The organism is Pseudomonas sp. MF08817 (genome assembly GCF_059862705.1).
This window is the reverse complement of record NZ_JCBCUY010000034.1, coordinates 1-23,559: the sequence shown is the minus strand read 5'-3', so window position 1 is coordinate 23,559 and position 23,559 is coordinate 1. Positions and strand designations below refer to the sequence as shown.

At 60.4% G+C, this 23,559-nt stretch carries 29 protein-coding genes and 1 pseudogene; 12 read left to right on the top strand and 18 right to left on the bottom strand.

All coding sequences use genetic code 11. The annotated features are described in order from the left end of the window. Positions 1 to 51 precede the first annotated feature (51 nt). The 3 genes and pseudogenes from AC19YR_RS19680 to AC19YR_RS19670 all read right to left on the bottom strand — a co-directional run bounded on the left by AC19YR_RS19680 (position 52) and on the right by AC19YR_RS19670 (position 2,343). Positions 52 to 393, bottom strand: a pseudogene (locus AC19YR_RS19680) (four helix bundle protein). A gap of 104 nt (positions 394 to 497) precedes the next feature. Further along, positions 498 to 1,415: a sulfate adenylyltransferase subunit CysD gene (cysD, locus tag AC19YR_RS19675; RefSeq protein WP_095107849.1), complete on the bottom strand. Its 918-nt coding sequence runs from the start codon at positions 1,413 to 1,415 to the stop codon at positions 498 to 500. Between the two features lie 169 nt (positions 1,416 to 1,584). After that, positions 1,585 to 2,343 carry a Nif3-like dinuclear metal center hexameric protein gene (locus AC19YR_RS19670; protein ID WP_500599784.1) on the bottom strand — a complete coding sequence of 253 codons (759 nt, stop codon included), beginning with the start codon at positions 2,341 to 2,343 and terminating at the stop codon, positions 1,585 to 1,587. A gap of 102 nt (positions 2,344 to 2,445) precedes the next feature. On the opposite strand from AC19YR_RS19670, the gene algW reads away from it, so the two are divergent. After that, positions 2,446 to 3,606: a Do family serine endopeptidase AlgW gene (algW, locus tag AC19YR_RS19665; RefSeq protein ID WP_500599783.1), complete on the top strand. Its 1,161-nt coding sequence runs from the start codon at positions 2,446 to 2,448 to the stop codon at positions 3,604 to 3,606. A 71-nt stretch (positions 3,607 to 3,677) separates the two neighbouring features. Here the strand turns inward: algW and hisC are convergent, their stop codons facing one another. From hisC to AC19YR_RS19615, 10 genes are all read right to left on the bottom strand, one after another. After that, a complete protein-coding gene (hisC, locus tag AC19YR_RS19660) occupies positions 3,678 to 4,730 on the bottom strand; it encodes a histidinol-phosphate transaminase (RefSeq protein WP_500599782.1) in 1,053 nt (350 codons plus the stop codon). A 2-nt stretch (positions 4,731 to 4,732) separates the two neighbouring features. Then, the gene (gene hisD / locus AC19YR_RS19655; RefSeq protein ID WP_095107845.1) at positions 4,733 to 6,058 is read right to left on the bottom strand and encodes a histidinol dehydrogenase; all 1,326 of its coding nucleotides are present in this window, start codon (positions 6,056 to 6,058) and stop codon (positions 4,733 to 4,735) included. Between the two features lie 126 nt (positions 6,059 to 6,184). Then, entirely contained in the window at positions 6,185 to 6,820 is a 636-nt protein-coding gene (hisG, locus tag AC19YR_RS19650) for an ATP phosphoribosyltransferase (protein ID WP_095107844.1), read from the bottom strand. A gap of 124 nt (positions 6,821 to 6,944) precedes the next feature. Next, complete coding sequence (murA, locus tag AC19YR_RS19645) at positions 6,945 to 8,210, bottom strand: UDP-N-acetylglucosamine 1-carboxyvinyltransferase (RefSeq protein ID WP_095107843.1); 1,266 nt, start codon at positions 8,208 to 8,210, stop codon at positions 6,945 to 6,947. A gap of 22 nt (positions 8,211 to 8,232) precedes the next feature. Next, positions 8,233 to 8,472, bottom strand: coding sequence for a BolA family protein (locus AC19YR_RS19640; RefSeq protein ID WP_095107842.1), 240 nt, complete (start codon positions 8,470 to 8,472; stop codon positions 8,233 to 8,235). A 114-nt stretch (positions 8,473 to 8,586) separates the two neighbouring features. Further along, entirely contained in the window at positions 8,587 to 8,892 is a 306-nt protein-coding gene (locus AC19YR_RS19635; protein WP_095107841.1) for an STAS domain-containing protein, read from the bottom strand. Beyond that, positions 8,889 to 9,542 (bottom strand): MlaC/ttg2D family ABC transporter substrate-binding protein, encoded by a 654-nt coding sequence (locus tag AC19YR_RS19630; RefSeq protein WP_095107840.1) that lies wholly within the window; start codon positions 9,540 to 9,542, stop codon positions 8,889 to 8,891. Before AC19YR_RS19630 ends, AC19YR_RS19635 begins: the two co-directional genes overlap by 4 nt. Before the next feature lie 11 nt (positions 9,543 to 9,553). Further along, the gene (gene mlaD, locus AC19YR_RS19625; protein WP_095107839.1) at positions 9,554 to 10,021 is read right to left on the bottom strand and encodes an outer membrane lipid asymmetry maintenance protein MlaD; all 468 of its coding nucleotides are present in this window, start codon (positions 10,019 to 10,021) and stop codon (positions 9,554 to 9,556) included. Next, positions 10,021 to 10,818 carry a lipid asymmetry maintenance ABC transporter permease subunit MlaE gene (mlaE, locus tag AC19YR_RS19620; protein ID WP_095107838.1) on the bottom strand — a complete coding sequence of 266 codons (798 nt, stop codon included), beginning with the start codon at positions 10,816 to 10,818 and terminating at the stop codon, positions 10,021 to 10,023. Before mlaE ends, mlaD begins: the two co-directional genes overlap by 1 nt. Further along, a complete protein-coding gene (locus tag AC19YR_RS19615; RefSeq protein ID WP_095107837.1) occupies positions 10,818 to 11,627 on the bottom strand; it encodes an ATP-binding cassette domain-containing protein in 810 nt (269 codons plus the stop codon). Before AC19YR_RS19615 ends, mlaE begins: the two co-directional genes overlap by 1 nt. Positions 11,628 to 11,903: 276 nt before the next feature. On the opposite strand from AC19YR_RS19615, the gene AC19YR_RS19610 reads away from it, so the two are divergent. The 10 genes from AC19YR_RS19610 to AC19YR_RS19565 all read left to right on the top strand — a co-directional run bounded on the left by AC19YR_RS19610 (position 11,904) and on the right by AC19YR_RS19565 (position 18,969). Then, on the top strand, positions 11,904 to 12,878 hold the full coding sequence (locus AC19YR_RS19610; RefSeq protein ID WP_095107836.1) for a KpsF/GutQ family sugar-phosphate isomerase: 975 nt from the start codon (positions 11,904 to 11,906) through the stop codon (positions 12,876 to 12,878). Further along, complete coding sequence (locus AC19YR_RS19605; protein ID WP_095107835.1) at positions 12,879 to 13,403, top strand: KdsC family phosphatase; 525 nt, start codon at positions 12,879 to 12,881, stop codon at positions 13,401 to 13,403. Between the two features lie 7 nt (positions 13,404 to 13,410). Beyond that, complete coding sequence (gene lptC / locus AC19YR_RS19600; RefSeq protein ID WP_095107834.1) at positions 13,411 to 13,983, top strand: LPS export ABC transporter periplasmic protein LptC; 573 nt, start codon at positions 13,411 to 13,413, stop codon at positions 13,981 to 13,983. Next, positions 13,970 to 14,515 (top strand): lipopolysaccharide transport periplasmic protein LptA, encoded by a 546-nt coding sequence (gene lptA / locus AC19YR_RS19595; protein ID WP_095107833.1) that lies wholly within the window; start codon positions 13,970 to 13,972, stop codon positions 14,513 to 14,515. The genes lptC and lptA overlap by 14 nt, the downstream gene beginning before the upstream one ends. Further along, entirely contained in the window at positions 14,515 to 15,240 is a 726-nt protein-coding gene (gene lptB / locus AC19YR_RS19590; RefSeq protein WP_095107832.1) for an LPS export ABC transporter ATP-binding protein, read from the top strand. Before lptA ends, lptB begins: the two co-directional genes overlap by 1 nt. Before the next feature lie 176 nt (positions 15,241 to 15,416). Then, a complete protein-coding gene (locus tag AC19YR_RS19585) occupies positions 15,417 to 16,910 on the top strand; it encodes an RNA polymerase factor sigma-54 (protein ID WP_500599781.1) in 1,494 nt (497 codons plus the stop codon). Between the two features lie 125 nt (positions 16,911 to 17,035). Next, on the top strand, positions 17,036 to 17,344 hold the full coding sequence (gene hpf / locus AC19YR_RS19580) for a ribosome hibernation-promoting factor, HPF/YfiA family (RefSeq protein ID WP_095107830.1): 309 nt from the start codon (positions 17,036 to 17,038) through the stop codon (positions 17,342 to 17,344). Between the two features lie 12 nt (positions 17,345 to 17,356). Next, complete coding sequence (gene ptsN / locus AC19YR_RS19575; protein ID WP_095107829.1) at positions 17,357 to 17,821, top strand: PTS IIA-like nitrogen regulatory protein PtsN; 465 nt, start codon at positions 17,357 to 17,359, stop codon at positions 17,819 to 17,821. A gap of 1 nt (position 17,822) precedes the next feature. Then, entirely contained in the window at positions 17,823 to 18,680 is an 858-nt protein-coding gene (rapZ, locus tag AC19YR_RS19570; protein WP_095107828.1) for an RNase adapter RapZ, read from the top strand. A 16-nt stretch (positions 18,681 to 18,696) separates the two neighbouring features. Further along, a complete protein-coding gene (locus AC19YR_RS19565) occupies positions 18,697 to 18,969 on the top strand; it encodes an HPr family phosphocarrier protein (protein ID WP_095107827.1) in 273 nt (90 codons plus the stop codon). Between the two features lie 64 nt (positions 18,970 to 19,033). Here the strand turns inward: AC19YR_RS19565 and AC19YR_RS19560 are convergent, their stop codons facing one another. The 5 genes from AC19YR_RS19560 to AC19YR_RS19540 are packed head-to-tail and all read right to left on the bottom strand — an operon-like array spanning position 19,034 to position 22,807. Next, a complete protein-coding gene (locus tag AC19YR_RS19560) occupies positions 19,034 to 19,927 on the bottom strand; it encodes a ZIP family metal transporter (protein WP_500599780.1) in 894 nt (297 codons plus the stop codon). Positions 19,928 to 19,959: 32 nt separating this feature from the next. Then, entirely contained in the window at positions 19,960 to 20,571 is a 612-nt protein-coding gene (locus tag AC19YR_RS19555; RefSeq protein WP_500599779.1) for a superoxide dismutase, read from the bottom strand. Further along, on the bottom strand, positions 20,572 to 21,021 hold the full coding sequence (locus AC19YR_RS19550; RefSeq protein ID WP_500599778.1) for a DUF2753 family protein: 450 nt from the start codon (positions 21,019 to 21,021) through the stop codon (positions 20,572 to 20,574). 27 nt (positions 21,022 to 21,048) lie between these two features. After that, positions 21,049 to 22,419: a class II fumarate hydratase gene (locus AC19YR_RS19545; protein ID WP_500599777.1), complete on the bottom strand. Its 1,371-nt coding sequence runs from the start codon at positions 22,417 to 22,419 to the stop codon at positions 21,049 to 21,051. Continuing rightward, a complete protein-coding gene (locus tag AC19YR_RS19540) occupies positions 22,406 to 22,807 on the bottom strand; it encodes a FagA protein (protein WP_095107822.1) in 402 nt (133 codons plus the stop codon). The genes AC19YR_RS19545 and AC19YR_RS19540 overlap by 14 nt, the downstream gene beginning before the upstream one ends. A gap of 297 nt (positions 22,808 to 23,104) precedes the next feature. On the opposite strand from AC19YR_RS19540, the gene AC19YR_RS19535 reads away from it, so the two are divergent. Further along, positions 23,105 to 23,356 carry a hypothetical protein gene (locus AC19YR_RS19535; RefSeq protein ID WP_500599776.1) on the top strand — a complete coding sequence of 84 codons (252 nt, stop codon included), beginning with the start codon at positions 23,105 to 23,107 and terminating at the stop codon, positions 23,354 to 23,356. Positions 23,357 to 23,559 lie beyond the last annotated feature (203 nt).

Below are 23,559 nucleotides of genomic sequence, written 5' to 3'. Positions count from 1 at the left end.
CGTTCAAGCTCCAAGCTGTGAGCTTCAAGCGGCAAGCTTGTCGGCGTACAGCTAGTCAGAAATTTTGTTAATCAGGCCGCAGAGCATTTTTGAGAGCTCCCGGGTTTCTGCAATCCAGTTATCAGCCAGTGGTTGGGCGATGTAAGCGATGTCACTGCCGATGAGAGTCTGAGTTCGTAACTCTCCACAAGAGGCCTTCGCAATCCAGAGGAAACGTACCTTTTCTTTGGCACTGCGACGCTCCATTCCTTCAGCAATATTGGAAGGCACCGAAAGTGCTGAGCGAGTGATTTGGTCCTTGAAACCAAGATCCCTGCATTGAGCAAACTCTCAGTAAACTCTCACCGCTAGACACGTGCTTCTCTGCCAAACAACCAACTTCTCGAAATCCATTACGAGTCACTCAAACGCGACCCGCAACAACCGGCTGCTAGCACCAGGCTGCAAGATGACGCATACCGCCCTTCACTTGCAGCTTGAGGCTTGTAACTCGAAGCTTAAAAGTACCCCTGCCGTTTTTTGTCTTCCATGGAGCCTGCGCCATCGTGGTCGATGACACGGCCCTGGCGCTCGGAAGTTCGCGTCAGGAGCATTTCCTGGATGATGTCCGTCAGCGTCTCGGCTTCGGACTCCACCGCGCCCGTCAGCGGGTAGCAGCCGAGGGTGCGGAAACGCACTTTCTTTTTGACGATGCGGGCTTTGTCCTCGTCGGAGAGGTGCTCGAGGATGCGCTCGTCGTCGATCATGATGAGCGTGCCGTTTTTCTCGATCACTTCGCGCTCGGCGGCAAAGTACAGCGGCACGATCGGGATGCCTTCGAGGTAGATGTACTGCCAGATATCCAGCTCGGTCCAGTTGGACAGGGGGAACACGCGGATCGACTCGCCCTTGTTGACGTTGCCGTTGTAGACGTTCCACAGCTCCGGGCGCTGGTTTTTCGGGTCCCAGCGGTGCTTGCTGTCGCGGAACGAGTACACGCGCTCTTTGGCGCGGGATTTCTCTTCATCGCGGCGCGCACCGCCGAAAGCGGCGTCGAAACCGTACTTATCCAGGGCCTGCTTGAGGCCCTCGGTTTTCATGATGTCGGTGTGCTTGGCGCTGCCGTGGGTGAAGGGGTTGATCCCTTGCGCCACGCCGTCGGGGTTGACGTGGGTAATCAGCTCCAGGCCCAGCTCTTCGACCATGCGGTCGCGGAACCTGTACATCTCCTGGAATTTCCACTGGGTATCGACGTGCATCACCGGAAAGGGCAGCTTGCCCGGGAAGAAGGCCTTGCGCGCCAGGTGCAGCATCACGGCGGAATCTTTACCGATCGAGTAGAGCATCACCGGGTTATCGAACTCGGCGGCGACCTCGCGGATGATGTGGATGCTTTCGGCCTCCAGCTGTTTCAGATGCGTCAGTTTGTCGACCATGGCTACTCACGAAAACGATCTTATGGACGGCCAGCGGGCCGTGTTCGAGCGGGGCATGCTAGCACAGCGCCTGATTCTATAGAGGGCGCCAACTAGATCGAAACGGTATATGAATATGCCTGCTCGTTTGGCCTTGGCGCCCGCCTGCTACGGGGATCGCGTGCAGGGCTCAGATCGGGTTCGGGCAATCGATGAACAGGTGCTCAAGGGCAAAGCGCCGCGCCAGGTAGTCGCCCAACGCCTGAACGCCGTAGCGCTCAGTGGCGTGGTGGCCGGCGGCAATGAAGCTGATGTTGTTTTCCCGCGCACTGTGGAACGTCTGCTCGCTGGCCTCGCCGCTCAGGTAGAGGTCGACACCGGCCAAGACAGCCTGGTCGATGTAGCCCTGGCCGCCGCCGGTGCACCAGCCGACCCGGCGGATCATCTCGCTGCCTTCAATGAGCAAGGGCTCGCGGCCCATAGCGCCCTGCACGCGGCGGGCGAAATCCCGCGCGGTCAGGGGCTCGGCCAGGGAACCCACCAGCCCCACGACCTTGAGGTTGTCCGGGTCCAGCGAGCCTTCGACGGTGATGTCCAGTTGCCGGGCCAGTTGCACGTTGTTGCCCACCTCGGGGTGCAAGTCCAGCGGCAGGTGGTAGGCCAGCAGGCTGATGTCGTGCTTGAGCAGGGTCTTGAGGCGGCGCTGCTTCATACCGGTGATGCAGGGGTTTTCGCCCTTCCAGAAGTAACCGTGGTGGACCAGCACCAAGTCGGCCTTGGCCTCTACCGCCGCATCCAGCAGCGCCTGGCTGGCGGTGACGCCGCTGACGATGCGCATCACCTGCGGGCGGCCCTCGACCTGCAGGCCGTTGGGGCAATAGTCGGCAATTCTCGAACTGCCCAGATAACGATCCGCTTCTTGTACCAGGGTGCTCAGGGCGACGGCCATAAAAGACTCCTAAATATCCCGTTCAGAGCCGCACGCGCGCCTCTATAATGCGCGACATTATGGGCCGTCCATGGCCCTTCGTAACCTCTCAGGACTTGCTTAATGCTCAAGGCGCTGCGTTTCTTTGGCTGGCCGCTGTTGGCCGGCGTGCTTATCGCGTTGCTGATTATCCAGCGTTACCCGCAGTGGGTCGGCCTGCCCAGCCTGGACGTCAACCTGCAACAGGCGCCGCAAACCACGTCTATCCAGCAGGGTCCGGTGTCCTATGCCGACGCCGTGACCCTCGCCGCCCCCGCCGTGGTCAACCTGTACACCACTAAAGTCATCAACAAACCGGCCCACCCGCTGTTTGAAGACCCGCAGTTCCGGCGCTTCTTCGGCGATAACTCGCCCAAGCAGAAACGCATGGAATCGAGCCTCGGCTCGGGCGTCATCATGAGCCCCGAAGGCTATCTGCTGACCAACAACCACGTCACCAGCGGCGCCGACCAGATCGTCGTCGCCCTCAAGGACGGCCGCGAAACCCTGGCTCGAGTGATCGGCAGCGACCCGGAAACCGACCTGGCGGTGCTGAAGATCGACCTCAAGAACCTGCCCTCGATCACCATCGGCCGCTCGGACAACATCCGCATCGGCGACGTGACCCTGGCCATCGGCAACCCCTTCGGCGTTGGCCAGACCGTAACCATGGGCATCATCAGCGCCACCGGGCGCAACCAGTTGGGCCTGAACAACTACGAAGACTTCATCCAGACCGATGCGGCGATCAACCCCGGCAACTCCGGCGGCGCCCTGGTGGATGCCAACGGCAACCTGACCGGCATCAACACCGCGATTTTCTCCAAGTCCGGCGGCTCCCAGGGCATCGGCTTCGCCATCCCAGTGAAACTGGCCATGGAAGTGATGAAGTCGATCATCGAGCACGGCCAGGTGATCCGTGGCTGGCTTGGCATCGAGGTGCAGCCGCTGTCTCAGGAACTGGCGGAATCCTTTGGCCTCTCCGGGCGCCCGGGCATTGTAGTGGCGGGGATTTTCCGGGACGGCCCGGCGCAGAAGGCCGGTTTGCAACTGGGTGACGTGATCCTGAGCATCGACGGCGAACCGGCCGGCGATGGCCGCCGCTCGATGAACCAGGTGGCGCGGATCAAGCCGACGGACAAGGTCCGCATCCAGGTGATGCGCAACGGCCAGGAGCTCAAGCTCACCGCCGAAATCGGCCTGCGCCCACCGCCGGCCGTGGCGCCGGTGAAAGAAGAAGAGTAAGCCGCAATACTCATGTGGAGGCGGGCAAGCCCGCTCCCACACAAGCCTACGCCTGGAAATCCGGCTGAGGCTTAAAGCTCCCCCAACCCTTCGACCAACGCCTGATTCTGCTCGGGCGTGCCGATGCTGATGCGCAGGAATTGGTCGATGCGCTGCTGCTTGAAGTGGCGCACGATCACGCCCTGCTCGCGCAACTTGGCCGCCAGGGCGGCTGCGTCGTGCTGCGGGTGGCGGGCAAAGATGAAGTTCGCGGCCGAGGGCAGCACCTCGAAGCCCTTGGCCTTGAGCTGGCCCACCAGTGCTTCGCGGCTGTCGATGACCAACCGGCAAGTCTTGGCGAAGTACTCGCGGTCGTCGAACGCCGCTGCGCCGCCGACATTGGCCAGGCGATCAAGCGGATAGGAGTTGAAGCTGTTCTTGACCCGCTCCAGCGCCTCGATCAAATCCGCATGGCCTACCGCCAGGCCCACCCGCAGGCCCGCCAGGGAGCGGGACTTGGACAGGGTCTGGGTGACCAACAGGTTCGGGTAGCGATCCACCAGGCTGATGGCCGTCTCGCCGCCGAAATCGATGTACGCCTCGTCGACCACCACCACCGAGGCCGGGTTGGCCTTGAGGATCTGCTCAACCGCCTCCAGCGCCAGCAGGCAACCGGTGGGCGCGTTCGGGTTGGGGAAAATGATCCCGCCGTTGGGCCGTGCGTAATCCGCCGGGTCGATCTGGAACTGCTCATCCAACGGCACTGCATCGAAGTGGATGCCGTAGAGGCCGCAGTAGACCGGGTAGAAGCTGTAGCTGATGTCCGGGAACAGCAGCGGCAAGTCGTGCTGCAACAAGCCGTGGAAGATGTGCGCCAGCACTTCATCCGAGCCGTTGCCCAGGAATACCTGGTTGCCCTGCACGCCGTAGTAGCGGGCGACGGCTTGCTTGAGCAGGTCGCTGTTGGGGTCCGGGTACAGGCGCAACGTATCGCCCAGCTCGGCCTGCATCGCGGCCAGGGCCTTGGGCGATGGGCCATAGGGGTTTTCGTTGGTGTTGAGCTTGACCAGTTTGGTCAGCTTGGGTTGCTCGCCCGGCACGTAAGGCACCAGGTCCTTGACGAATGGGCTCCAGAATTTACTCATGCTCAGTCTCCTTTTTTATCGGCAAGGATGCGGTATTCAGCACTGCGGGCGTGGCCCGTGAGGGATTCGCCCCGGGCCAGTACCGAGGCGGTCTTGCCCAGCTCGGAGGCGCCTTGAGGCGAGCAGAAAATGATCGACGACCGCTTCTGGAAGTCATACACCCCCAGCGGCGACGAAAACCGCGCAGTGCCGGAGGTCGGCAGCACGTGGTTGGGGCCCGCGCAGTAGTCGCCCAGGGCTTCGCTGGTGTGGCGGCCCATGAAGATCGCGCCGGCGTGGCGGATCTGCGGCAACCAGGCCTGGGGGTCGGCTACCGACAGTTCCAGGTGTTCCGGGGCGATGCGGTTGGCGACGTCTATCGCTTGCTGCATGTCGCGCACCTGGATCAACGCGCCACGGCCGTTGATCGAGGTTTCGATGATCTCGGCACGCTCCATGGTGGGCAGCAACTTGGCGATGCTGGCGGCAACCTTGTCGAGAAACGCGGCGTCCGGGCTGACCAGGATCGCCTGGGCGTCTTCATCGTGCTCAGCCTGGGAGAACAGGTCCATGGCGATCCAGTCCGGGTCGGTCTGGCCATCGCACACGACGAGGATCTCCGAAGGGCCGGCGATCATGTCGATACCCACTTGGCCGAAGACATGGCGCTTGGCCGTGGCCACGTAGATGTTGCCCGGGCCGACCACTTTGTCCACCTTGGGCACGCTTTCGGTGCCGTAGGCCAGGGCCGCCACCGCTTGGGCGCCGCCGATGGTGAACACCCGGTCCACCCCGGCAATGCAGGCAGCGGCCAGCACCAGCTCATTGATTTCGCCGCGCGGCGTAGGCACGACCATGACCACTTCGGCCACACCCGCCACCTTGGCCGGAATCGCGTTCATCAATACCGACGACGGATAAGACGCTTTGCCGCCCGGCACGTAGAGGCCGGCGCGGTCCAGTGGCGTGACCTTCTGGCCCAGCACCGTGCCGTCGGCCTCGGTGTAGGTCCAGGAGTCCTGCTTCTGTTTTTCGTGGTAGCTGCGCACGCGCTCGGCGGCGGTTTCCAGGGCCTGGCGCTGCTCAGCGGTGATGCGGGTCAGGGCCAGCTCCAGGCGTTCGCGGGGCAGGATCAGGTCTGCCATGGACGCCACTTGCAGGCCATCGAACTGCTGGGTGAACTCCACCAACGCCGCATCGCCGCGCTCGCGCACAGCCTTGATGATGTCCAGCACCCGCTGGTTGACCGAGTCGTCGGACACACTCTCCCAGCTCAGCAGATGATCCAGATGATGGGCAAAATCCGGGTCGGCAGCGTTGAGTCGGCGAATGGCAGTGGACGTGGTCATAGCGAGAGCCTCATAGGATTGGCAAAAACTCAGGCGCCCATAACTAGCAGTCATTTCCGCTTGGGCACCTGAGAATTCTGGCTATGAGGCGGATAGACGGGCGCGCTTTAGGGGCGCGCGAGTGAATCAACCGCGGTGTCGCGACTCCACTGCTGTGCGCAGGGTATCGATCAACGCCTGAATCCGGGCGTGCTGCATTTTCATCGAGGCTTTGTTGACGATCAGCCGGGAACTGATGGCCGCGATGAATTCCTGGGGTTCCAGGCCATTGGCGCGCAGGGTGTTACCGGTGTCGACGACGTCGATGATTTTGTCGGCCAAGCCGATCAACGGCGCCAGTTCCATCGAGCCGTAGAGCTTGATGATATCGACCTGGCGGCCCTGTTCGGCGTAGTAACGCTTGGCGACATTGACGAACTTGGTGGCGATGCGCAGGCGGCCCTTGGGCTCGGGCGCGCCGACCTTGCCGGCCGTCATCAGCTTGCACTGGGCAATCTGCAGATCCAGCGGCTCGTACAGGCCCTGGCCGCCGTACTCCATCAACACGTCCTTGCCCGCCACGCCGAGGTCGGCGGCGCCATGCTCGACGTAGGTCGGCACATCGGTGGCGCGCACAATCAGCAGGCGCACATCGGCCTGGGTCGTGGGGATAATCAGCTTGCGGCTCTTGTCCGGATCCTCGGTCGGCACGATGCCCGCTTCAGCCAGAAGCGGCAGGGTGTCGTCAAGGATGCGGCCCTTGGACAGTGCGATGGTCAACATGGGAAACGTCAGTCCTTATCAGGCTACTGATGCCCGGTCGCAAACGGCGCCGGACATGAATCGAGGCCGTGAAGCCCCGATCGAAAAAACCTTGTGGGCACGTCCCTGTGCCCTGCTGCGAGAACTAGCCCGGTACGCGGCGGATTTTCGCGCCGAGCATCTGCAGTTTCTCTTCGATGCACTCATAGCCACGGTCTATGTGGTAAATGCGGTCGATCAGCGTGTCACCTTCGGCGATCAGCGCCGAAATCACCAGGCTGGCCGAAGCCCGCAGGTCGGTGGCCATGACCGGGGCGCCCTTGAGCTTCTCGGTGCCGGTGACGATGGCGGTGTTGCCTTCGACCTGGATCTTGGCACCCATGCGATGCAGCTCGTAGACGTGCATGAAGCGGTTTTCGAAGATCGTCTCGATCACCGCGCCGGTGCCTTCGGCAATGGCGTTCAGGGAGATGAACTGCGCCTGCATGTCGGTGGGGAACGCCGGGTATGGAGCAGTACGCACGTTGACAGCCTTGGGCCGCTTGCCGTGCATGTTCAGCTCGATCCAGTCTTCGCCGGTGGTGATCTCGGCGCCCGCTTCCTTGAGTTTTTCCAGGACAGCTTCGAGGATGGTCGGATCGGTGTCCTTGACCTTCACACGGCCGCCGGTCACGGCAGCGGCGACCAGGTAGGTGCCCGTCTCGATACGGTCCGGCATCACTTTATAAGTGGCCGAGTGCAGGCGAGGCACGCCGTCGATGGTGATGGTGTCGGTGCCCGCGCCGGACACTTTCGCGCCCATGGCGTTGAGGAAGTTCGCCAAGTCCACCACTTCCGGCTCACGGGCGGCGTTTTGCAGCACGCTGCGGCCAGTGGCCAGTGCAGCGGCCATCATGATGTTCTCAGTGCCGGTCACGCTGACGGTATCGAAGAAGAAACTCGCGCCGCGCAGGCCACCCTCAGGCGCCTTGGCCTTGATGTAGCCACCTTCGACGTCGATGGTCGCGCCCATGGCTTCCAGGCCACGGATGTGCAGGTCGACCGGACGTGAACCGATGGCGCAACCGCCCGGCAGAGCCACTTCAGCCTCACCGAAACGGGCAACCATCGGCCCCAGCACCAGGATCGAGGCCCGCATGGTTTTCACCAGTTCGTACGGGGCGATCAGGGTCTTGATGGTGCGTGGGTCGATTTCGACGCTCAGCTTCTCGTCGATCACCGGCTCAATGCCCATGCGCCCGAACAGCTCGATCATGGTGGTGATGTCATGCAGGTGCGGCAGGTTGGCGACCGTGACCGGGCCATCGCACAGCAGGGTGGCTGCCAGAATCGGCAGGGCAGAGTTCTTTGCCCCGGAAATACGGATCTCGCCATCAAGACGAACACCGCCGGTAATAATCAGTTTATCCATAAGAATCTCGACGCCCTTGGGCTCAGGTGCGCTCGGCCCAGGCCGCGCTGCTGAAAAATTTCATAGTGACCGCGTGGATGCTGCCATCGGCGATCCATGGGTTCAAATGGGCATAGACCTGCTGCTGACGCTTGACCGGGCTCAAAGCCACCAGTTCGTCGCTAATCACGTTCAGCTGGAAGTTGCAGCCTTCGCCTTCAACTTCCACCTGCGTATCTGGCAGCTTTCCTTCAAGGAAGCTCTTCACTTCTACGGCCTGCATGCTCAACCTCAATCGGCGCCCTGTGCGCGCGGGTCGTGCATCATACAAAAAAGCCCCGCGCCTGCGAACCCCGCGAAGCAGGACTCTGACGGGGGGCTTTTGTATCGATGCTATTTAGGGATGGATCAGCAACTCGGTCAAACCGCTGACCTGGGCGATTTCCTGCATGTCTTCAGGCAACGCGCGAATGCTCAACGGCTTGCCGGCGGCCTGCGCATCGCGCATGAAGGCCAGCAACAGCGACAAACCGACGCTGCTGGATTTGACCACCGCCGAACAGTCGACTACCAACGCAGTGGCCGTGCTGCTCTTTATCAGGGCCTGGCCCTGCTTGCGCAGGCCCGGGCCGCTGCGGTAGTCGAGCACACCGCTGAGCAGCAACTCGCCGGCCGCGCCCATACGGATTGCCGACTCGCTCATTGCTCGACCTTTATGGCGGGGTCGTCGGTCTTTTCCTTGGCCTTGGCCACTTCGCCCGCCCAACCGTCGATGGTCTTATCCAGATTGTTGCCATTGCGCTGCATGGCATCGGCGAACTGGTCGCGGAACAACTTGCCGATGTTGATGCCGTTGATAATCACGTTCCGCACTTTCCACTCACCGTTAATCTTGGTCAGGGTGTAGGAAACCGGGTAGATGGAACCGTTGTTACCCTTGACCTGCATGTCGACACTGGTACGGTCCGCACCTTCATCCTTGGCCGGGGAAACGGTAATGCCCTGGTTGTTGTACTCCAGCAGGGCATTGCCATAGAACTGCATCAGGCTGCGCTTGAAGTTTTCCTGAAAGCGCGCCATCTGCGCCGGCGTAGCCTTGCGCGAATACTTGACGGTCATGATGCTGCGCGAGATGCCATCGGCATCCACCACCGGGCCGACGATGCCATTGAGCGCGTCGTAGAACTCGCTCGGGCTCTGCTTGTACTTCTCCTTGTTGGCGGCAAGGTCCGCCAGCAGGCGGGTGGTCGTATCCTGGACGATGTCGTGCGCCGAAGGCGCTGCCACAGCGTTGGCCATCAACGGCAGGGCCGCCAAGAGGACCAACAGGCCACGTCGCAAGGTAGAGATCATAAAAAACTTCCTCATTTGGCGTCTTTGCTAACGGTATTGAGCAGGAATTTACCGATCAGGTCTTCGAGCACCAGCGACGACTGGGTGTCGTGGATGGTTGCACCATCCTTGAGCAGGGTCTCCTCCCCGCCCACGCTGAGGCCGATGTACTTCTCGCCCAACAGGCCAGCCGTGAGGATAGATGCAGTGGAGTCGGTCGGCAGGTTATCGACACGTTTTTCCAGTTGCAGCGTGACTCGCCCGGTGAAACTGTCGCGATCCAGATCGATAGCCGTGACCTTGCCGATGGTCACACCGGCCATGGTCACTTTCGATCTGACCGTCAAACCCGCGATATTGTCGAAGTAGGCATAAAGTTTATAGCTGTCGCTGCTTGAACTCGGGGACAGTCCACTGACCCGCAGGGCCAGCAACAGCAAAGCCAGGATGCCAGCCAGCAAGAAAAGGCCGACACCGATTTCCAGGGTGCGGTTTTGCATCAGAAATCTCCAAACATCAAGGCGGTCAAAATAAAGTCCAGGCCAAGAATGGCCAACGAGGCGTACACCACGGTTTTCGTGGTGGCACGACTGATCCCCTCGGAAGTGGGCTCGCAGTCGTAACCTTGGAACACGGCAATCCAGGTCACTACAAAGGCGAAGACAATGCTTTTAATCACACCATTGAGCACGTCACCGCTGAACGTCACGCTATTTTGCATGTTCGACCAGTAGGAACCTTCGTACACCCCGAGCCAGTCCACGGCGACCCATGAACCGCCCCAGATCCCGACCACGCTGAAGATCATCGCCAGCAACGGCAGGGAAATGAAGCCGGCCCACAGGCGCGGGGCAATAATGTATTTGAGCGGATCAACACCAATCATCTCCAGGCTGGAGAGCTGCTCGGTGGACTTCATGTTGCCGATCTCGGCGGTCAGCGCAGACCCGGCCCGGCCGGCGAACAATAGGGCCGTGACCACCGGCCCCAGTTCACGCAGCAAGGTCAGGGCCACCATCTGCCCCACCGCTTGCTCGGAACCGTAGCTGGACAGGATGTTGAAACCCTGCAACGCCAGCACCATGCCGATGAAGATCCCGGAGACGACGATAATCACCAGGGACATCACCCCCACCGAGTGCAACTGTTTAACCAGCAGCCCAAACCCACCACCGATGCCGCCACGGCCCAACAACGCATGAAACAGGAACAGCGTCGAACGCCCCAGCACCTGGACGATATCGATCGCCCCCTGGCCCAAGCGTCGGACTCTCTCAATAATCGATTGCTTGCGCATCAGCGCTTCCCCAGAAGATCTGCGCGGTAGTCCGGCGCCGGAAAGTGAAACGGCACCGGGCCATCCGGATCGCCGGTCATGAACTGGCGAATGCGCGGGTTATCGGTGTTCATCAATTCTTCGGGCGTGCCCTGCCCCAACACCTGGCCATCACCCACGACATAGAGGTAATCGGCAATGCTCGCGGTTTCTGCAAGATCATGGGAAACCACGATACTGGTAATGCCCAACGCGTCGTTGAGCAAACGGATCAGGCGCACCAACACGCCCATGGCGATCGGGTCCTGACCGACGAACGGCTCGTCATACATGAGAATTTGCGGATCGAGGGCGATGGCCCGCGCCAACGCGACACGGCGCTTCATCCCGCCGGACAATTCGTCCGGCATCAGGTCGATGGCGCCGCGCAAGCCTACCGCCTGCAACTTGAGCAGGACGATGTCGCGGATCATCTCCTCCGGCAACTGGGTATGAACCCGCAGGGGAAAAGCGACGTTCTCGAACACATCGAGGTCGGTGAACAACGCGCCACTCTGGAACAGCACGCCCATTTGCTTGCGGGCGTCGAACAGATCGCTGCGCGACAGCTTGGGCAGGTTCTGCCCATTGACCCAGACTTCGCCCCCGTTGGGACGCAACTGTGCCCCCATCAGCCGCAGTAGCGTGGTCTTTCCGCAGCCGGAAGGCCCCATGATGCCGGTGACCTTTCCCCGCGGAATGCGAATATCGACGTTATTGAAGATGCTGCGCGCACCGCGCTTGAAGGACACACCCTTCAGCTCGACCGCGTAGGCTTTATCGGCACTCATCTAAACTCCTTGCGATGCAGCCTGTCACTCGGACGCCTGGCTCCCTACCGAAAGCACATACATCCTGGGCAGGCCGAGCCGGCGGCGAACTATATCACTGCTCAAGCGTGGCGCCCAAGGCCAAGCCCGGGGCCGTTCAGGATCGAGACAGACAAAAACACTGCACTTGGAGCACAGCCACACGATGGAGTTGCACAAAGCCTGACGAACTTCTGTAAGGCACTGCCTCATTCCCGCTATAATCGCCGCCTTTTCATCTGGGTAATCGATTTCTACATGAGCCAATCCAGCGACCTGATTCAATCGGCACAACGCACCATCCGCCTCGAAATTGAAGCCATTCAAGGCTTGATACCCCATATCGACGCAGATTTCGTACGCGCTTGCGAGATGATTCTGGCCAGCAAAGGCCGCGTGGTCGTGGTCGGCATGGGCAAGTCCGGACACATCGGCAACAAGATCGCCGCAACCCTGGCAAGCACTGGCACCACGGCATTCTTCGTACACCCCGCTGAAGCCAGCCATGGCGACATGGGGATGATTACCCGTGACGACGTCATCATTGCCCTGTCCAACTCTGGCTCAACCAACGAAATCATCACTCTGCTGCCGCTTATCAAGCGCCTGGGCATCCAGATGATTAGCCTGACCGGCAACCCGGGCTCGCCGCTAGCCAAAGCTGCCGACGTCAACCTCGATTGCCGCGTGGCCCAGGAAGCCTGCCCGCTCAACCTGGCCCCCACCTCCTCTACCACCGCGGCCCTGGTGATGGGCGATGCCCTGGCCATTGCCCTGCTGGAAGCTCGCGGCTTTACCGCTGAAGATTTCGCTTTTTCCCACCCAGGCGGCGCTCTGGGCCGACGCCTGCTGCTGAAGGTGGAAAACGTCATGCACACAGGTGAAGAACTGCCGAAGGTGCAACGCGGCACACCGCTCAAGCATGCCTTGATGGAAATGACCCGCAAGGGCCTGGGCATGACCGCCGTACTGGAAGCCGACGGCCGCCTGGCCGGGGTTTTCACTGACGGCGACCTACGCCGCACCTTGGACCGCGACCTGGACCTGCGCACCGCCACCATCGACGACGTAATGACCGCCCACGGCAAAACCGCCCGCGCAGAAATGCTCGCCGCCGAAGCCCTGAAAATCATGGAAGACCACAAGATCAGCGCGCTGATCGTGGTCGACGAGCAGGACCACCCGGTGGGCGCGTTCAACCTCGGCGACCTGCTGCGCGCAGGAGTGATGTAAATGAACGACGAACTGATGCAACGGGGTAAAGCCATCAAACTGGCGGTTTTCGACGTTGATGGCGTTTTGACCGACGGTCGTCTGTATTTCCTCGAAGATGGCAGCGAGTTCAAGACGTTCAACACCCTCGACGGGCAAGGCATCAAGATGCTGATGGCCACGGGCGTGACAACCGCCATTATCAGTGGGCGCAAAACCCCGGTGGTCGAACGCCGGGCCAAGAATCTCGGTATCCCCCACCTATTCCAGGGGCGCGAGGACAAAATGGTCGTGCTCGACGGGCTTCTGGCGCAACTAGGCCTAAGCTATGAGCAAGTCGCCTACCTGGGCGACGACCTGCCCGACCTGCCGGTGATCCGCCGCGTGGGCCTGGGGATGGCCGTGGCCAACGCCGCCAGCTTCGTACGTGAACACGCCCATGGCATTACCCAGGCCCGCGGCGGCGAAGGCGCTGCACGGGAGTTCTGCGAGTTGATCCTGCGCGCCCAGGGCAACCTAGAAGCGGCCAACGCCGCCTACCTGTGAGCCACACATGCTGAGTAAAAACATCCGCAACATTCTGATTTTCGCGGTCATTGCGGCGATTTTCGTCGCCGTTGGCTACTGGAACATCAGCCCGGAGCGCTTTCTGGGCCGTGCTGGCACGGTCACCAACGAAAGCGCCATCGACTACTACGCCATCAATGCCCACAGTGTGCAGTTCCTGCCCGACGGCAAGCTGCAATACGAGATGACCTCCGACAAAGTCGAGCATCTCAAGGCCACAGACGTGACGCTACTGACCAAACCCGACCTACAGATGTATCGCGGCACCACCTTCCCCTGGCACATCCAGAGCGAACGCGGTGAAGTCAACCCTGGTGGCACCGAAGTAGAACTGATTGACTCGGTACGCATCGCGCGCACCGACGAGAAGAACCGTACGACCCTGATAACCAGCAGTCGTATGACCGTATTCCCCCAGAAGCAATATGCGCAGACCGAGCAAGCCGTTAGAATCGACGGCGCTGGCGGCGTATCGACTGGCAATGGAATGAAAGCGTACTTGAAAGAAAGCAGGATACACCTGCTATCGAACGTAAGAGGACAGTATGAGTCTCGTTAAAACCCTCCCTATTTTGCTCAGCCTGAGCGCAGCACTGGGAAGCGTGAGCGCCTGGGCTCTGCCGAACGATAGCCAGCAACCGATCCGCATCCAGGCCGACGACGCCCAACTCGATGACAAGCAAGGCATTGCCACCTACCGGGGCGACGTCATCATCACCCAGGGTTCAATGAAGATCACCGGCAACACCGTGACCATCACCCGGGCCGGCTCGGGCGATATCGACGTCGTCACCGCCGTGGGCAACCTGGCCTACTTCGAGCAGTTGCAGAAACAGACCGATCCCAAACCGGTCCAGGCCTACGCCGTAACCATCCAATACCATGCGCCGCAGAACCGCATCGTGCTGATCGACCGCGCTAAGGTCATCAATGACGGCAACACCACCGAAGGCGAGAAAATCGTCTACGACACCGTCAAACAGATCGCCAACGCCGGCCGCGCCAACGGCTCCTCTGTCACCGCGCCACGTCCGCGGATCGACATGGTGATCCAGCCCAAGAAGAAAACCGACGAGAAAAAGGCCCCTTAATGGCAACTCTGAAAGCTCAGCATCTGGCCAAGAGCTACAAGAGCCGCCAGGTAGTGCGTGACGTCAGCCTGTCCATCGACAGCGGCCAGATCGTCGGCCTGCTCGGCCCCAACGGTGCCGGCAAGACCACCTGCTTCTATATGATCGTGGGTCTGGTGCAGGCCGACCAGGGCCGCATCCTGATCGATGACCTGGATGTCAGCCACCAACCCATGCATGGCCGCGCCAAGGCCGGTATCGGCTATCTGCCGCAAGAAGCGTCGATCTTCCGCAAACTGTCGGTAGCCGACAACATCATGGCCATCCTCGAAACCCGTAAGGAGCTCGACAAGGCTGGCCGGCGCAAAGAGCTCGAAAGCCTACTGCAGGAGTTCCACATCAGCCACATCCGCGACAACCTGGGCATGAGCCTTTCCGGTGGCGAGCGTCGCCGCGTGGAAATTGCCCGAGCCCTGGCCACAGCACCAAAATTCATCTTGCTCGACGAACCTTTCGCCGGCGTGGACCCGATCTCGGTGGGCGATATCAAACAGATCATCCATCACCTCAAGGCCAAGGGCATCGGTGTGCTTATCACCGACCACAATGTGCGCGAGACTCTGGATATCTGCGAAACCGCCTACATCGTCAACGACGGCCAGCTGATCGCCGAAGGCGACTCTGCCACCATCCTTGCCAACGAGTTGGTCAAGGAAGTGTACCTGGGCCATGAGTTCCGCCTGTAAGCGTGGAGTTTGGCTTTTCGCCAGGGCGGCCAGCAGTGAACTCTGAAAAGTTTATTATTGCGGCGCCCTAGGCAAGCACTCCAGTTTCAGGCATATAATTTGCTTAAGTTTGGCGCTCCGGCGCCCTGTAGTGGATGGCGCATGTGCGCCGGCAAATAAGGTGTTAAGCCCCTGCCATGAAACCATCGCTAGTCTTGAGAATGGGCCAGCAGCTGACGATGACACCGCAGCTGCAACAGGCCATCCGCCTGCTCCAATTGTCGACCCTGGACCTGCAACAGGAAATCCAGGAGGCTCTGGAATCCAATCCGATGCTCGAACGCCAGGAAGAAGGCGACGACTTCGACAACGTCGATCCACTGGCCGACAACGTCGAACAGAAACCCAATGCCGACGTTCAGGAACCTTCCTACCAGGAAACCGCCCCGACGGTGGACAACCTTGAGGATGGCGAGTGGGGCGAGCGCATTCCCAATGAACTGCCCGTCGACACCGCCTGGGAAGACATCTACCAGACCAGCGCCAGCAGCCTGCCGAGTAACGATGACGACGAGTGGGACTTCACCACACGCACATCGGCCGGTGAAAGCCTGCAAAGCCATCTGCTGTGGCAATTGAACCTGGCCCCGATGTCCGACACCGATCGCCTGATCGGCGTGACCCTGATCGACTGCATCAACAACCAGGGCTACCTGGACGAATCCCTCGAGGAAATCCTCGAAGCCTTCGACCCGGAACTGGACATCGAACTCGATGAGATCGAAGCCGTACTGCACCGCATCCAGCAGTTCGAGCCGGCCGGAATCGGCGCACGCAACCTGGGCGAATGCCTGCTGCTACAACTGCGCCAACTCCCCGCCAAGACCCCTTGGCTGACCGAGGCCAAGCGTCTGGTCAGCGACTTCATCGACCTACTCGGCAGCCGCGACTACAGCCAGCTGATGCGCCGCATGAAGATCAAGGAAGATGAACTGCGCCAGGTCATCGAACTGGTGCAGAGCCTCAACCCGCGCCCAGGTTCGCAGATCGAGTCCAGCGAGGCCGAATACGTCATCCCCGACGTCATCGTGCGCAAGGATAACGACCGCTGGCTGGTCGAACTCAACCAGGAGTCGGTACCGCGTCTAAGGGTCAACCCGCAATACGCCGGTTTCGTGCGCCGCGCCGACACCAGCGCCGACAACACCTTCATGCGCAACCAATTGCAGGAAGCGCGCTGGTTTATCAAGAGCCTGCAGAGCCGCAACGAAACCCTGATGAAGGTTGCTACCCAAATCGTCGAGCATCAGCGCGGCTTTCTCGAGTACGGCGACGAGGCGATGAAACCCCTGGTTCTGCACGACATCGCCGAAGCGGTGGGCATGCACGAGTCGACCATTTCCCGGGTAACCACCCAGAAATTCATGCACACGCCCCGCGGCATCTACGAACTGAAATATTTTTTCTCCAGCCATGTCAGCACCTCCGAAGGCGGCGAATGCTCGTCCACGGCGATCCGCGCGATCATCAAAAAACTGGTTGCCGCGGAAAATCAGAAAAAGCCGTTGAGTGATAGCAAGATCGCTGGTTTACTGGAGGCACAAGGCATTCAGGTAGCCCGCCGCACCGTCGCCAAGTACCGCGAATCCCTTGGGATTGCGCCTTCAAGCGAACGCAAGCGGCTGATGTAACGGGTTACGCCACAGCGTTCCAGGGTGTGCTTGACGTCTCGCCCAAAAGCAGGTCTTCGAGCACAACCTAAGTGGCAGGCAAACCGGCCTGCCGCCTTATGCACTGGCAACGAAGGAGAAGCTGTATGCAAGTCAACATCAGTGGACACCAACTGGAAGTGACCGAACCTCTGCGGGCCTATATCGGCGAAAAACTCGACCGACTCGAAAGGCACTTCGACAAGATCACCAATGTGCAGGTGACGATGAATGTCGAAAAACTGAAGCAGAAAATCGAAGCCACCCTGCACATTCACGGAGGGGAGGTCGTTGCCAATGCCGAACATGACGATATGTACGCTGCCATCGACCTGCTCACCGACAAGCTTGACCGCCAACTCAAAAAGCATAAGGAAAAGACCCAAAGCCTCCTCCAGGGCGCGACCGGTCGTTAACACTCCCCACCCATGATCCGACTTGAAAATATCCTGACCCCCGGCCGTTCCCTCGCGAACGTGCCGGGCGGCAGTAAAAAGCGCGCACTCGAAAAAATTGCCAACCTGATCGCGGATCAAGTTCCCGATCTGGAAATGCAGGATGTTTTCGAGAGCCTGATTGCCCGTGAGAAGCTTGGCTCTACCGGCTTCGGCAACGGCATCGCCATTCCCCATTGCCGTCTCAAGGGTTGTGAGTCGCCCATCAGCGCCTTGATCCACTTGGACGCCCCCATCGATTTCGACGCCATCGACGGTGCACCGGTCGACCTGCTGTTTGTCCTGCTGGTCCCGGAAGCGGCCACCGATGCCCACCTGGAGCTGCTACGCCAGATCGCCAGCATGCTGGACCGCGAAGACGTGCGCAAAAAACTGCGCAGCGCCCAGAGCAGCGAAGCCTTGTACCAGGTCGTCCTGGACGAGCAGAACGGCCAATAGCATGCGCCTGATAATCGTCAGCGGCCGCTCCGGCTCCGGTAAAAGTACCGCCCTCGATGTCCTGGAGGACAACGGCTACTACTGCATCGACAACCTCCCGGCAGGCCTGCTGCCGGAACTGGCCGAACGGGCCCTGATCCACACGGAACTGGCTCAACCGCTGGTCGCGGTGTCCATCGACGCCCGTAACCTGCCCAGCCACCTGTCGCGTTTCCCGGAGTTGCTGGAGGAAGTCAAGAGCCGGCACATCCAGTGCGAAGTGCTGTACCTAGACGCCGACGAAGAAACCCTCATCAAGCGCTTCTCGGAAACCCGACGCCGGCACCCACTGACCAGCGCCAACCGCTCCCTGCCCGAAGCCATCAGCGATGAGACTAACCTGCTGGGGCCGATTGCCGATCTGGCCGACCTGAAGATCAACACCACCAGCCTGAACCTCTATCAACTGCGTGACACCATCAAGCTGCGCCTGCTGAACCAGCCCGAACCGGGCACAGCCTTCCTAGTGGAGTCCTTCGGGTTCAAACGCGGCATGCCGGTGGATGCAGACCTGGTGTTCGACGTGCGTTGCCTGCCCAACCCCTACTGGAAGCCCGAACTGCGCGCCCAGTCAGGCCTGGACCAACCCGTTGCCGATTACCTGGCCGCCCAGCCGGATGTGGAGGAGATGTTCCAGGACATCTCTTCCTACCTGCTCAAGTGGCTGCCCCGCTTTGCCGCCAGCAGCCGCGCCTATGTCACGATCGCCATTGGCTGTACGGGCGGACATCACCGCTCTGTCTACCTGACCGAACGCCTGGGCCGGGTCCTGCAGCAGTCCCTGAAGAATGTCCAGGTCCGCCACCGCGACCTCAGTTGAAAGGATCTACATCGCGATGCCCGCTCTGGAAATTGAAATCATCAACAAGCTGGGCCTGCATGCCCGGGCATCCGCCAAGTTCGTCGGCGTTGCCGGCCAGTTTCCTTGCCAGGTAAGAGCTGGGCGCACCCCCGAGAGCATGGTCGATGGCAAAAGCATCATGGCCATGATGATGCTGGCAGCCGGCAAAGGCACCAAGATCCACCTGAAGACCGAGGGCGAGCAAGAACAGGAAGCCCTCGAAGCGCTGAAAAAACTCATCAATAACTATTTTGATGAAGGCGAGTAAGCGGCCGCTATCTCGCCGAGCCCGCGGCGCCTACACAGGCGTGTAGGCCACCGACAACAAACGCTCAAGCCAACGCAGTATCCATCACCATCATCAGGCAAAAGCCGATGCACAGCCCCAGGCTGGCCAGCTTGTCGTGCCCATTGCGGCGGGACTCCGGGATCACTTCATGAGTCACCACCAGCAGCATCGCCCCCGCCGCCAGAGCCAGGCCCAACGGCAGCAACAGCTCGGCCAGGCTCACCAGCCACGCGCACAAAAGTGCGAACACCGGCTCCACCAACCCTGACGCCGCGCCGATCAAGAACGCCTTGCCCCGCGACATCCCAGCCCCGGCCAACACCAGCGCTATCACCAGCCCCTCGGGCACGTCTTGCAAGGCAATGCCCATAGCCAGGCTATCGGCATCGGCCATGCCGCCGCCGGCAGACACCCCAACCGCCATGCCTTCGGGAATGTTGTGGGCGATGATCGCAAACACAAACAGCCAGATGCGCGGGGCGATCACCGGGTGCTCAGCAGTGCCCACCAGCATGTCGGGGCTGACCCCGGAGACCTTGCGGTCCACCAGAAACAAACCGAATGCGCCGAGCATGATGCCGAAACTCACCAAACCGCTCGCGGCCCAGGGCGACAACCCGAGGCTCTCTGCGGCGGCGATCCCCGGAACGACCAGGGAAAACGCCGTGGCCGCCAGCATCACACCTGCGCCGAAGCCCAGCAGGGTATCGCTGACCGCTTGCGGCATCCGCCGAATGACCAACACCGGAACGGCGCCCAACGCCGTGCCCGAGGCGCAGATCGCCCCGCCTTGCAATGCGCGCAGCAAACGTGGCTCAAGGTTGAGCCATTCCAAACCTTGAGCTACCAGCAACGTCATACCCGCTAACAGCAACAGCGAGCCCAAGGCGAAACGAAACATCCGCCCGCTGCTGCTCGCCAGTGTTTCAGTGCCCATAATCGGCCTTAGGTCGTTTTGTAGTGGAGAGCTTAGACCAGCGCAGCCTCGTACCGCTGGGCAACTTCGGGCCAATTAATCACGTTGTAGAACGCATTGATGTATTCCGGGCGACGGTTCTGGTAGCGCAGGTAATAGGCGTGCTCCCACACGTCCAGCCCCAGGATCGGCGTGTTGCCGCTCATCAGTGGGCTGTCCTGGTTACCGCTGCTCTCCACCACCAGTTTTTTTTGTGGCGTTACGCTCAGCCAGGCCCAGCCGCTGCCGAAGCGGGTCAACGCAGCTTTGGTGAAGGCGTCCTTGAAGGCCTCGAAACCACCCAGGTGTTCGTCGATGGCCGCGCCCAACGCGTCGCCTGGCGCGCCGCCGCCCTTGGGAGTCATGACCGCCCAGAACAACGAGTGGTTGGCATGCCCGCCACCCTGGTTGATGACGGCGGCGCGCAGTTTTTCCGGTAGTTGCTGGACACTGGCCACCAGTTTTTCCACCGACCAATCCGCCCATTCGGTGCCTTCGACGGCGGCGTTGAGGTTGTTGATGTAGGTCTGGTGGTGCTTGGTGTAGTGGATTTCCATGGTCTGCGCATCGATGTGCGGTTCCAGGGCATCGTAGGCGTAAGGCAAGGCAGGCAAGGTAAAAGGCATTCAATGTGCTCCGTAATGTGGGCCATTCGGGGGCGAGGCATCCTGTGCCCCAGGTGTCACACCGCTGTGCAGCAGGCGATGGGTGCGCGGGTATTCACCATGGTCGCTGATGAAATTGAGCAGTTCGACGTAGGTTTTGCTGCTTTGGCGCAGCGCGGCTTCGCGCAGGGCCAGGCTCAGGCGTGCGTCCTGGATGGTTTGCAGCAGCCGCTGATGGATCGCGCACAGGTACTCCGCGCTTTCCTCCGGCTGATTGAGGCGCAGGTGCAGGTCGGCCAGGTTGTGATGGGAAATCACACAGGCCGCCACCGCTTCGTCCGCGTCGGCCCAGCGCTCGAACAGCACCTGGGCCAAGGCCAGCGCCTGCAGGTAATGCTCGCGGGCGTCCACCAGTTCGCCCTGCATAAAACAGCGGTTGGCCCTTTCGATCGTGCGTTTCCAGTGTTCCATGGTGAGCCTCCAAAACCGGGTCGGTGACTAGACCCCGCCTGCCGTGAGCTTTTCTGGATTGAGCAACACTTCCAGTTGGCTACGCGGCAGGTCGGTGTGTTCAAGGGCCACGTCTATGACCGGGCGCCCTTGCTGATAGGCCTGCTTGGCGATTTCGGCAGCCTTCTGGTAGCCAATGATCGGGTTCAGCGCAGTCACCAGGATCGGGTTGCGCGACAGCGCTTCGCTGAGCTTGGCCTCGTTGACCTTGAAACTGGCGATGGCCTTGTCGGCCAGCAAACGGCTGGAATTGGCCAGCAACTCAATGCTGCTCAGCAGGTTGTGGGCAATGATCGGCAGCATCACGTTGAGTTCAAAGTTGCCGGACTGGCCCGCCACCGTAATCACGCTGTCGTTGCCGATCACCTGGGCCGCAACCATCGCGGTGGCTTCCGGGATCACCGGGTTGACCTTGCCCGGCATGATCGAGGAGCCCGGCTGCAACGCTTGTAGCTCGATTTCACCGAGGCCGGCCAGGGGGCCGGAGTTCATCCAGCGCAGGTCATTGGCGATTTTCATCAAGGACACTGCGGTGGTCTTGAGCTGGCCCGAAACGGCGACCGCTGTGTCCTGGGAACCGATCAAAGCAAACAGATCCTTACCCGGCGTGAACGGTACGTGGGTCAAGGCGCTGAGTTGCTCGCTGAAGCGCACCGCGAACTGCGGGTGGGCGTTGATTCCGGTGCCCACGGCGGTGCCGCCCTGAGCCAGGGATTGCAGGCTCGGCAGCAGGTTCTGCAAGTGCTCGAGGTTGGTCTTGAGCTGTTGCGCCCAGCCATTGAGCACCTGGCTCATGCGCACCGGCATGGCGTCCATCAGGTGGGTGCGGCCGGTCTTGATAAAGGGGTGGACCTCTTGCGCCTTGCGCTCGATCACTTGCACCAGGTGAGCGAGTGCCGGCAGCAGGTGTTCGTGCAGGGCCAACGCGGCGCTGACGTGGATGGTGGTGGGAATGATGTCATTGCTGCTCTGGCCGCAATTGACGTGGTCGTTAGGGTTCACCAGCTCGCCCAGCAAACGGCTGGCCAGGGTGGCGATCACTTCGTTGGCGTTCATGTTGGAGCTGGTGCCGGAGCCGGTCTGGAAGATATCCACCGGAAAATGCTGCATGAAGTCGCCTTCGAGCAGGCCTTGCGCGGCATCGACGATGGCCTTGCCCTGGGCCGGGGTGATTTGCTCCAGCGCGATGTTGGCGCGGGCGGCGGCAGCCTTGGCCAGGATCAGCGCGCGAATGAACTGGGCCGGCATGCGTTGCCCGCTGATGGGAAAGTTATCTACCGCGCGTTGGGTCTGCGCGCCGTACAGGGCCTCTACCGGGACGTTCAGTTCGCCCATGCTGTCGCGTTCAATACGAGTCATCGGAAAATCCTTGGACCAATTCGATAAGGGGAATGGAGGGCTGCAACTGGCAGGTCGCCAGTTGCCAGGTGTAGCTTTGCCAGCGCTTGAGGCGGCAGGTGCACAGGGCAAGGCGTTCGAGGTCGCGCAACGGGCGCCAGGCCTGGTCCAGGCACAGCGTGCGCCAATGCCAGGGCAATGCGGTGTCGGCAGCCGTATCGAGCAGCAGGCGGAATGAGGTTTGGGCGATGGTCCAGGGCGATGCGGCAGTGCAACAGCCCAGGTAGCGGCCTTCGGCCAGGTAATGTTCGATCAGCCGCGGCTCATCGGGATCCATCGCGCAACGAATCTGGCGACTCATCCAGCGCCAGCTTTCGAGGTAGGGCTGCTCGTGCAAGGCAGAACTCATAATCCGGGCTCATTCGGTAATGAGATTTATTATTATATGATAATGATAACCAGCACAAGTCTGAATCATCCCCACGCGCACCACGCGATCGAAGGTGGGCCGCTTAAGTACCGAAGTCCAAGAGCTTCGGAAAAAGTACGGCAGGCAGGGAAAAGTCGACGCAAGACTTCAAAACAACGTAGGAAAATATCAACTTATATAAACGCTGCAATACATTTATATGCCCTCTCAAAAAAAAACGAATCTATTATCTCAGGCGAACACCCATATTTTTCCCATGAAGGATCTTGAGAAAACATGACAAACATCGAACTTAATGTATTTATTGAAACCGAACTGAACTTGCTTGCCCGACGAATTATCGACAAAAAAAACGTCAGTGATGAAATTGCCCACGCGAAGATTGGATTCTATCTTTCCCTGCGCAGAGTCCTGAACTCAAAGGAAACCCCTGCTGATATAGGCTTTCTCGACGCCATTAACGACACGCTGCAGGCCTTGGGTATCATCGAAAAAAACAGGACATTCCTTGCCAACACCAAAGAATGAATTAAGTAATAGTGATTACTTGCCCAATACTACCCGCACCATTTAAATAACAAATATACACAACGCGGATTCGCGCCTAAGGAAACTCTGAAGAAGACTTCCTGATTTTGGCAAAATCCCCGGACTCCACTCACCGAGTTTTCCGATGAAGCAGATGACCTTCGCCGATGCCGAGTACGCCGACAAGCGCAAGCAGACCCGCA

Bases quoted from the DNA above. Each gene is read 5' to 3' on its own strand.
- AC19YR_RS19540 (WP_095107822.1), bottom strand. From the start codon at position 22,807: ATGAGTTCTGCCTTGCACGAGCAGCCCTACCTCGAAAGCTGGCGCTGG.
- mlaD (WP_095107839.1), bottom strand. From the start codon at position 10,021: ATGCAAAACCGCACCCTGGAAATCGGTGTCGGCCTTTTCTTGCTGGCT.
- AC19YR_RS19630 (WP_095107840.1), bottom strand. From the start codon at position 9,542: ATGATCTCTACCTTGCGACGTGGCCTGTTGGTCCTCTTGGCGGCCCTG.
- ptsN (WP_095107829.1), top strand. From the start codon at position 17,357: ATGATCCGACTTGAAAATATCCTGACCCCCGGCCGTTCCCTCGCGAAC.
- hisC (WP_500599782.1), bottom strand. From the start codon at position 4,730: ATGAGTAAATTCTGGAGCCCATTCGTCAAGGACCTGGTGCCTTACGTG.
- rapZ (WP_095107828.1), top strand. From the start codon at position 17,823: ATGCGCCTGATAATCGTCAGCGGCCGCTCCGGCTCCGGTAAAAGTACC.
- lptC (WP_095107834.1), top strand. From the start codon at position 13,411: ATGCTGAGTAAAAACATCCGCAACATTCTGATTTTCGCGGTCATTGCG.
- AC19YR_RS19585 (WP_500599781.1), top strand. From the start codon at position 15,417: ATGAAACCATCGCTAGTCTTGAGAATGGGCCAGCAGCTGACGATGACA.
- AC19YR_RS19565 (WP_095107827.1), top strand. From the start codon at position 18,697: ATGCCCGCTCTGGAAATTGAAATCATCAACAAGCTGGGCCTGCATGCC.
- lptB (WP_095107832.1), top strand. From the start codon at position 14,515: ATGGCAACTCTGAAAGCTCAGCATCTGGCCAAGAGCTACAAGAGCCGC.
- AC19YR_RS19555 (WP_500599779.1), bottom strand. From the start codon at position 20,571: ATGCCTTTTACCTTGCCTGCCTTGCCTTACGCCTACGATGCCCTGGAA.
- AC19YR_RS19560 (WP_500599780.1), bottom strand. From the start codon at position 19,927: ATGGGCACTGAAACACTGGCGAGCAGCAGCGGGCGGATGTTTCGTTTC.
- AC19YR_RS19550 (WP_500599778.1), bottom strand. From the start codon at position 21,021: ATGGAACACTGGAAACGCACGATCGAAAGGGCCAACCGCTGTTTTATG.
- AC19YR_RS19615 (WP_095107837.1), bottom strand. From the start codon at position 11,627: ATGAGTGCCGATAAAGCCTACGCGGTCGAGCTGAAGGGTGTGTCCTTC.
- AC19YR_RS19535 (WP_500599776.1), top strand. From the start codon at position 23,105: ATGACAAACATCGAACTTAATGTATTTATTGAAACCGAACTGAACTTG.
- algW (WP_500599783.1), top strand. From the start codon at position 2,446: ATGCTCAAGGCGCTGCGTTTCTTTGGCTGGCCGCTGTTGGCCGGCGTG.
- AC19YR_RS19640 (WP_095107842.1), bottom strand. From the start codon at position 8,472: ATGCAGGCCGTAGAAGTGAAGAGCTTCCTTGAAGGAAAGCTGCCAGAT.
- AC19YR_RS19545 (WP_500599777.1), bottom strand. From the start codon at position 22,419: ATGACTCGTATTGAACGCGACAGCATGGGCGAACTGAACGTCCCGGTA.
- hisG (WP_095107844.1), bottom strand. From the start codon at position 6,820: ATGTTGACCATCGCACTGTCCAAGGGCCGCATCCTTGACGACACCCTG.
- mlaE (WP_095107838.1), bottom strand. From the start codon at position 10,818: ATGCGCAAGCAATCGATTATTGAGAGAGTCCGACGCTTGGGCCAGGGG.
- AC19YR_RS19670 (WP_500599784.1), bottom strand. From the start codon at position 2,343: ATGGCCGTCGCCCTGAGCACCCTGGTACAAGAAGCGGATCGTTATCTG.
- AC19YR_RS19605 (WP_095107835.1), top strand. From the start codon at position 12,879: ATGAACGACGAACTGATGCAACGGGGTAAAGCCATCAAACTGGCGGTT.
- murA (WP_095107843.1), bottom strand. From the start codon at position 8,210: ATGGATAAACTGATTATTACCGGCGGTGTTCGTCTTGATGGCGAGATC.
- AC19YR_RS19635 (WP_095107841.1), bottom strand. From the start codon at position 8,892: ATGAGCGAGTCGGCAATCCGTATGGGCGCGGCCGGCGAGTTGCTGCTC.
- hisD (WP_095107845.1), bottom strand. From the start codon at position 6,058: ATGACCACGTCCACTGCCATTCGCCGACTCAACGCTGCCGACCCGGAT.
- AC19YR_RS19610 (WP_095107836.1), top strand. From the start codon at position 11,904: ATGAGCCAATCCAGCGACCTGATTCAATCGGCACAACGCACCATCCGC.
- lptA (WP_095107833.1), top strand. From the start codon at position 13,970: ATGAGTCTCGTTAAAACCCTCCCTATTTTGCTCAGCCTGAGCGCAGCA.
- cysD (WP_095107849.1), bottom strand. From the start codon at position 1,415: ATGGTCGACAAACTGACGCATCTGAAACAGCTGGAGGCCGAAAGCATC.
- hpf (WP_095107830.1), top strand. From the start codon at position 17,036: ATGCAAGTCAACATCAGTGGACACCAACTGGAAGTGACCGAACCTCTG.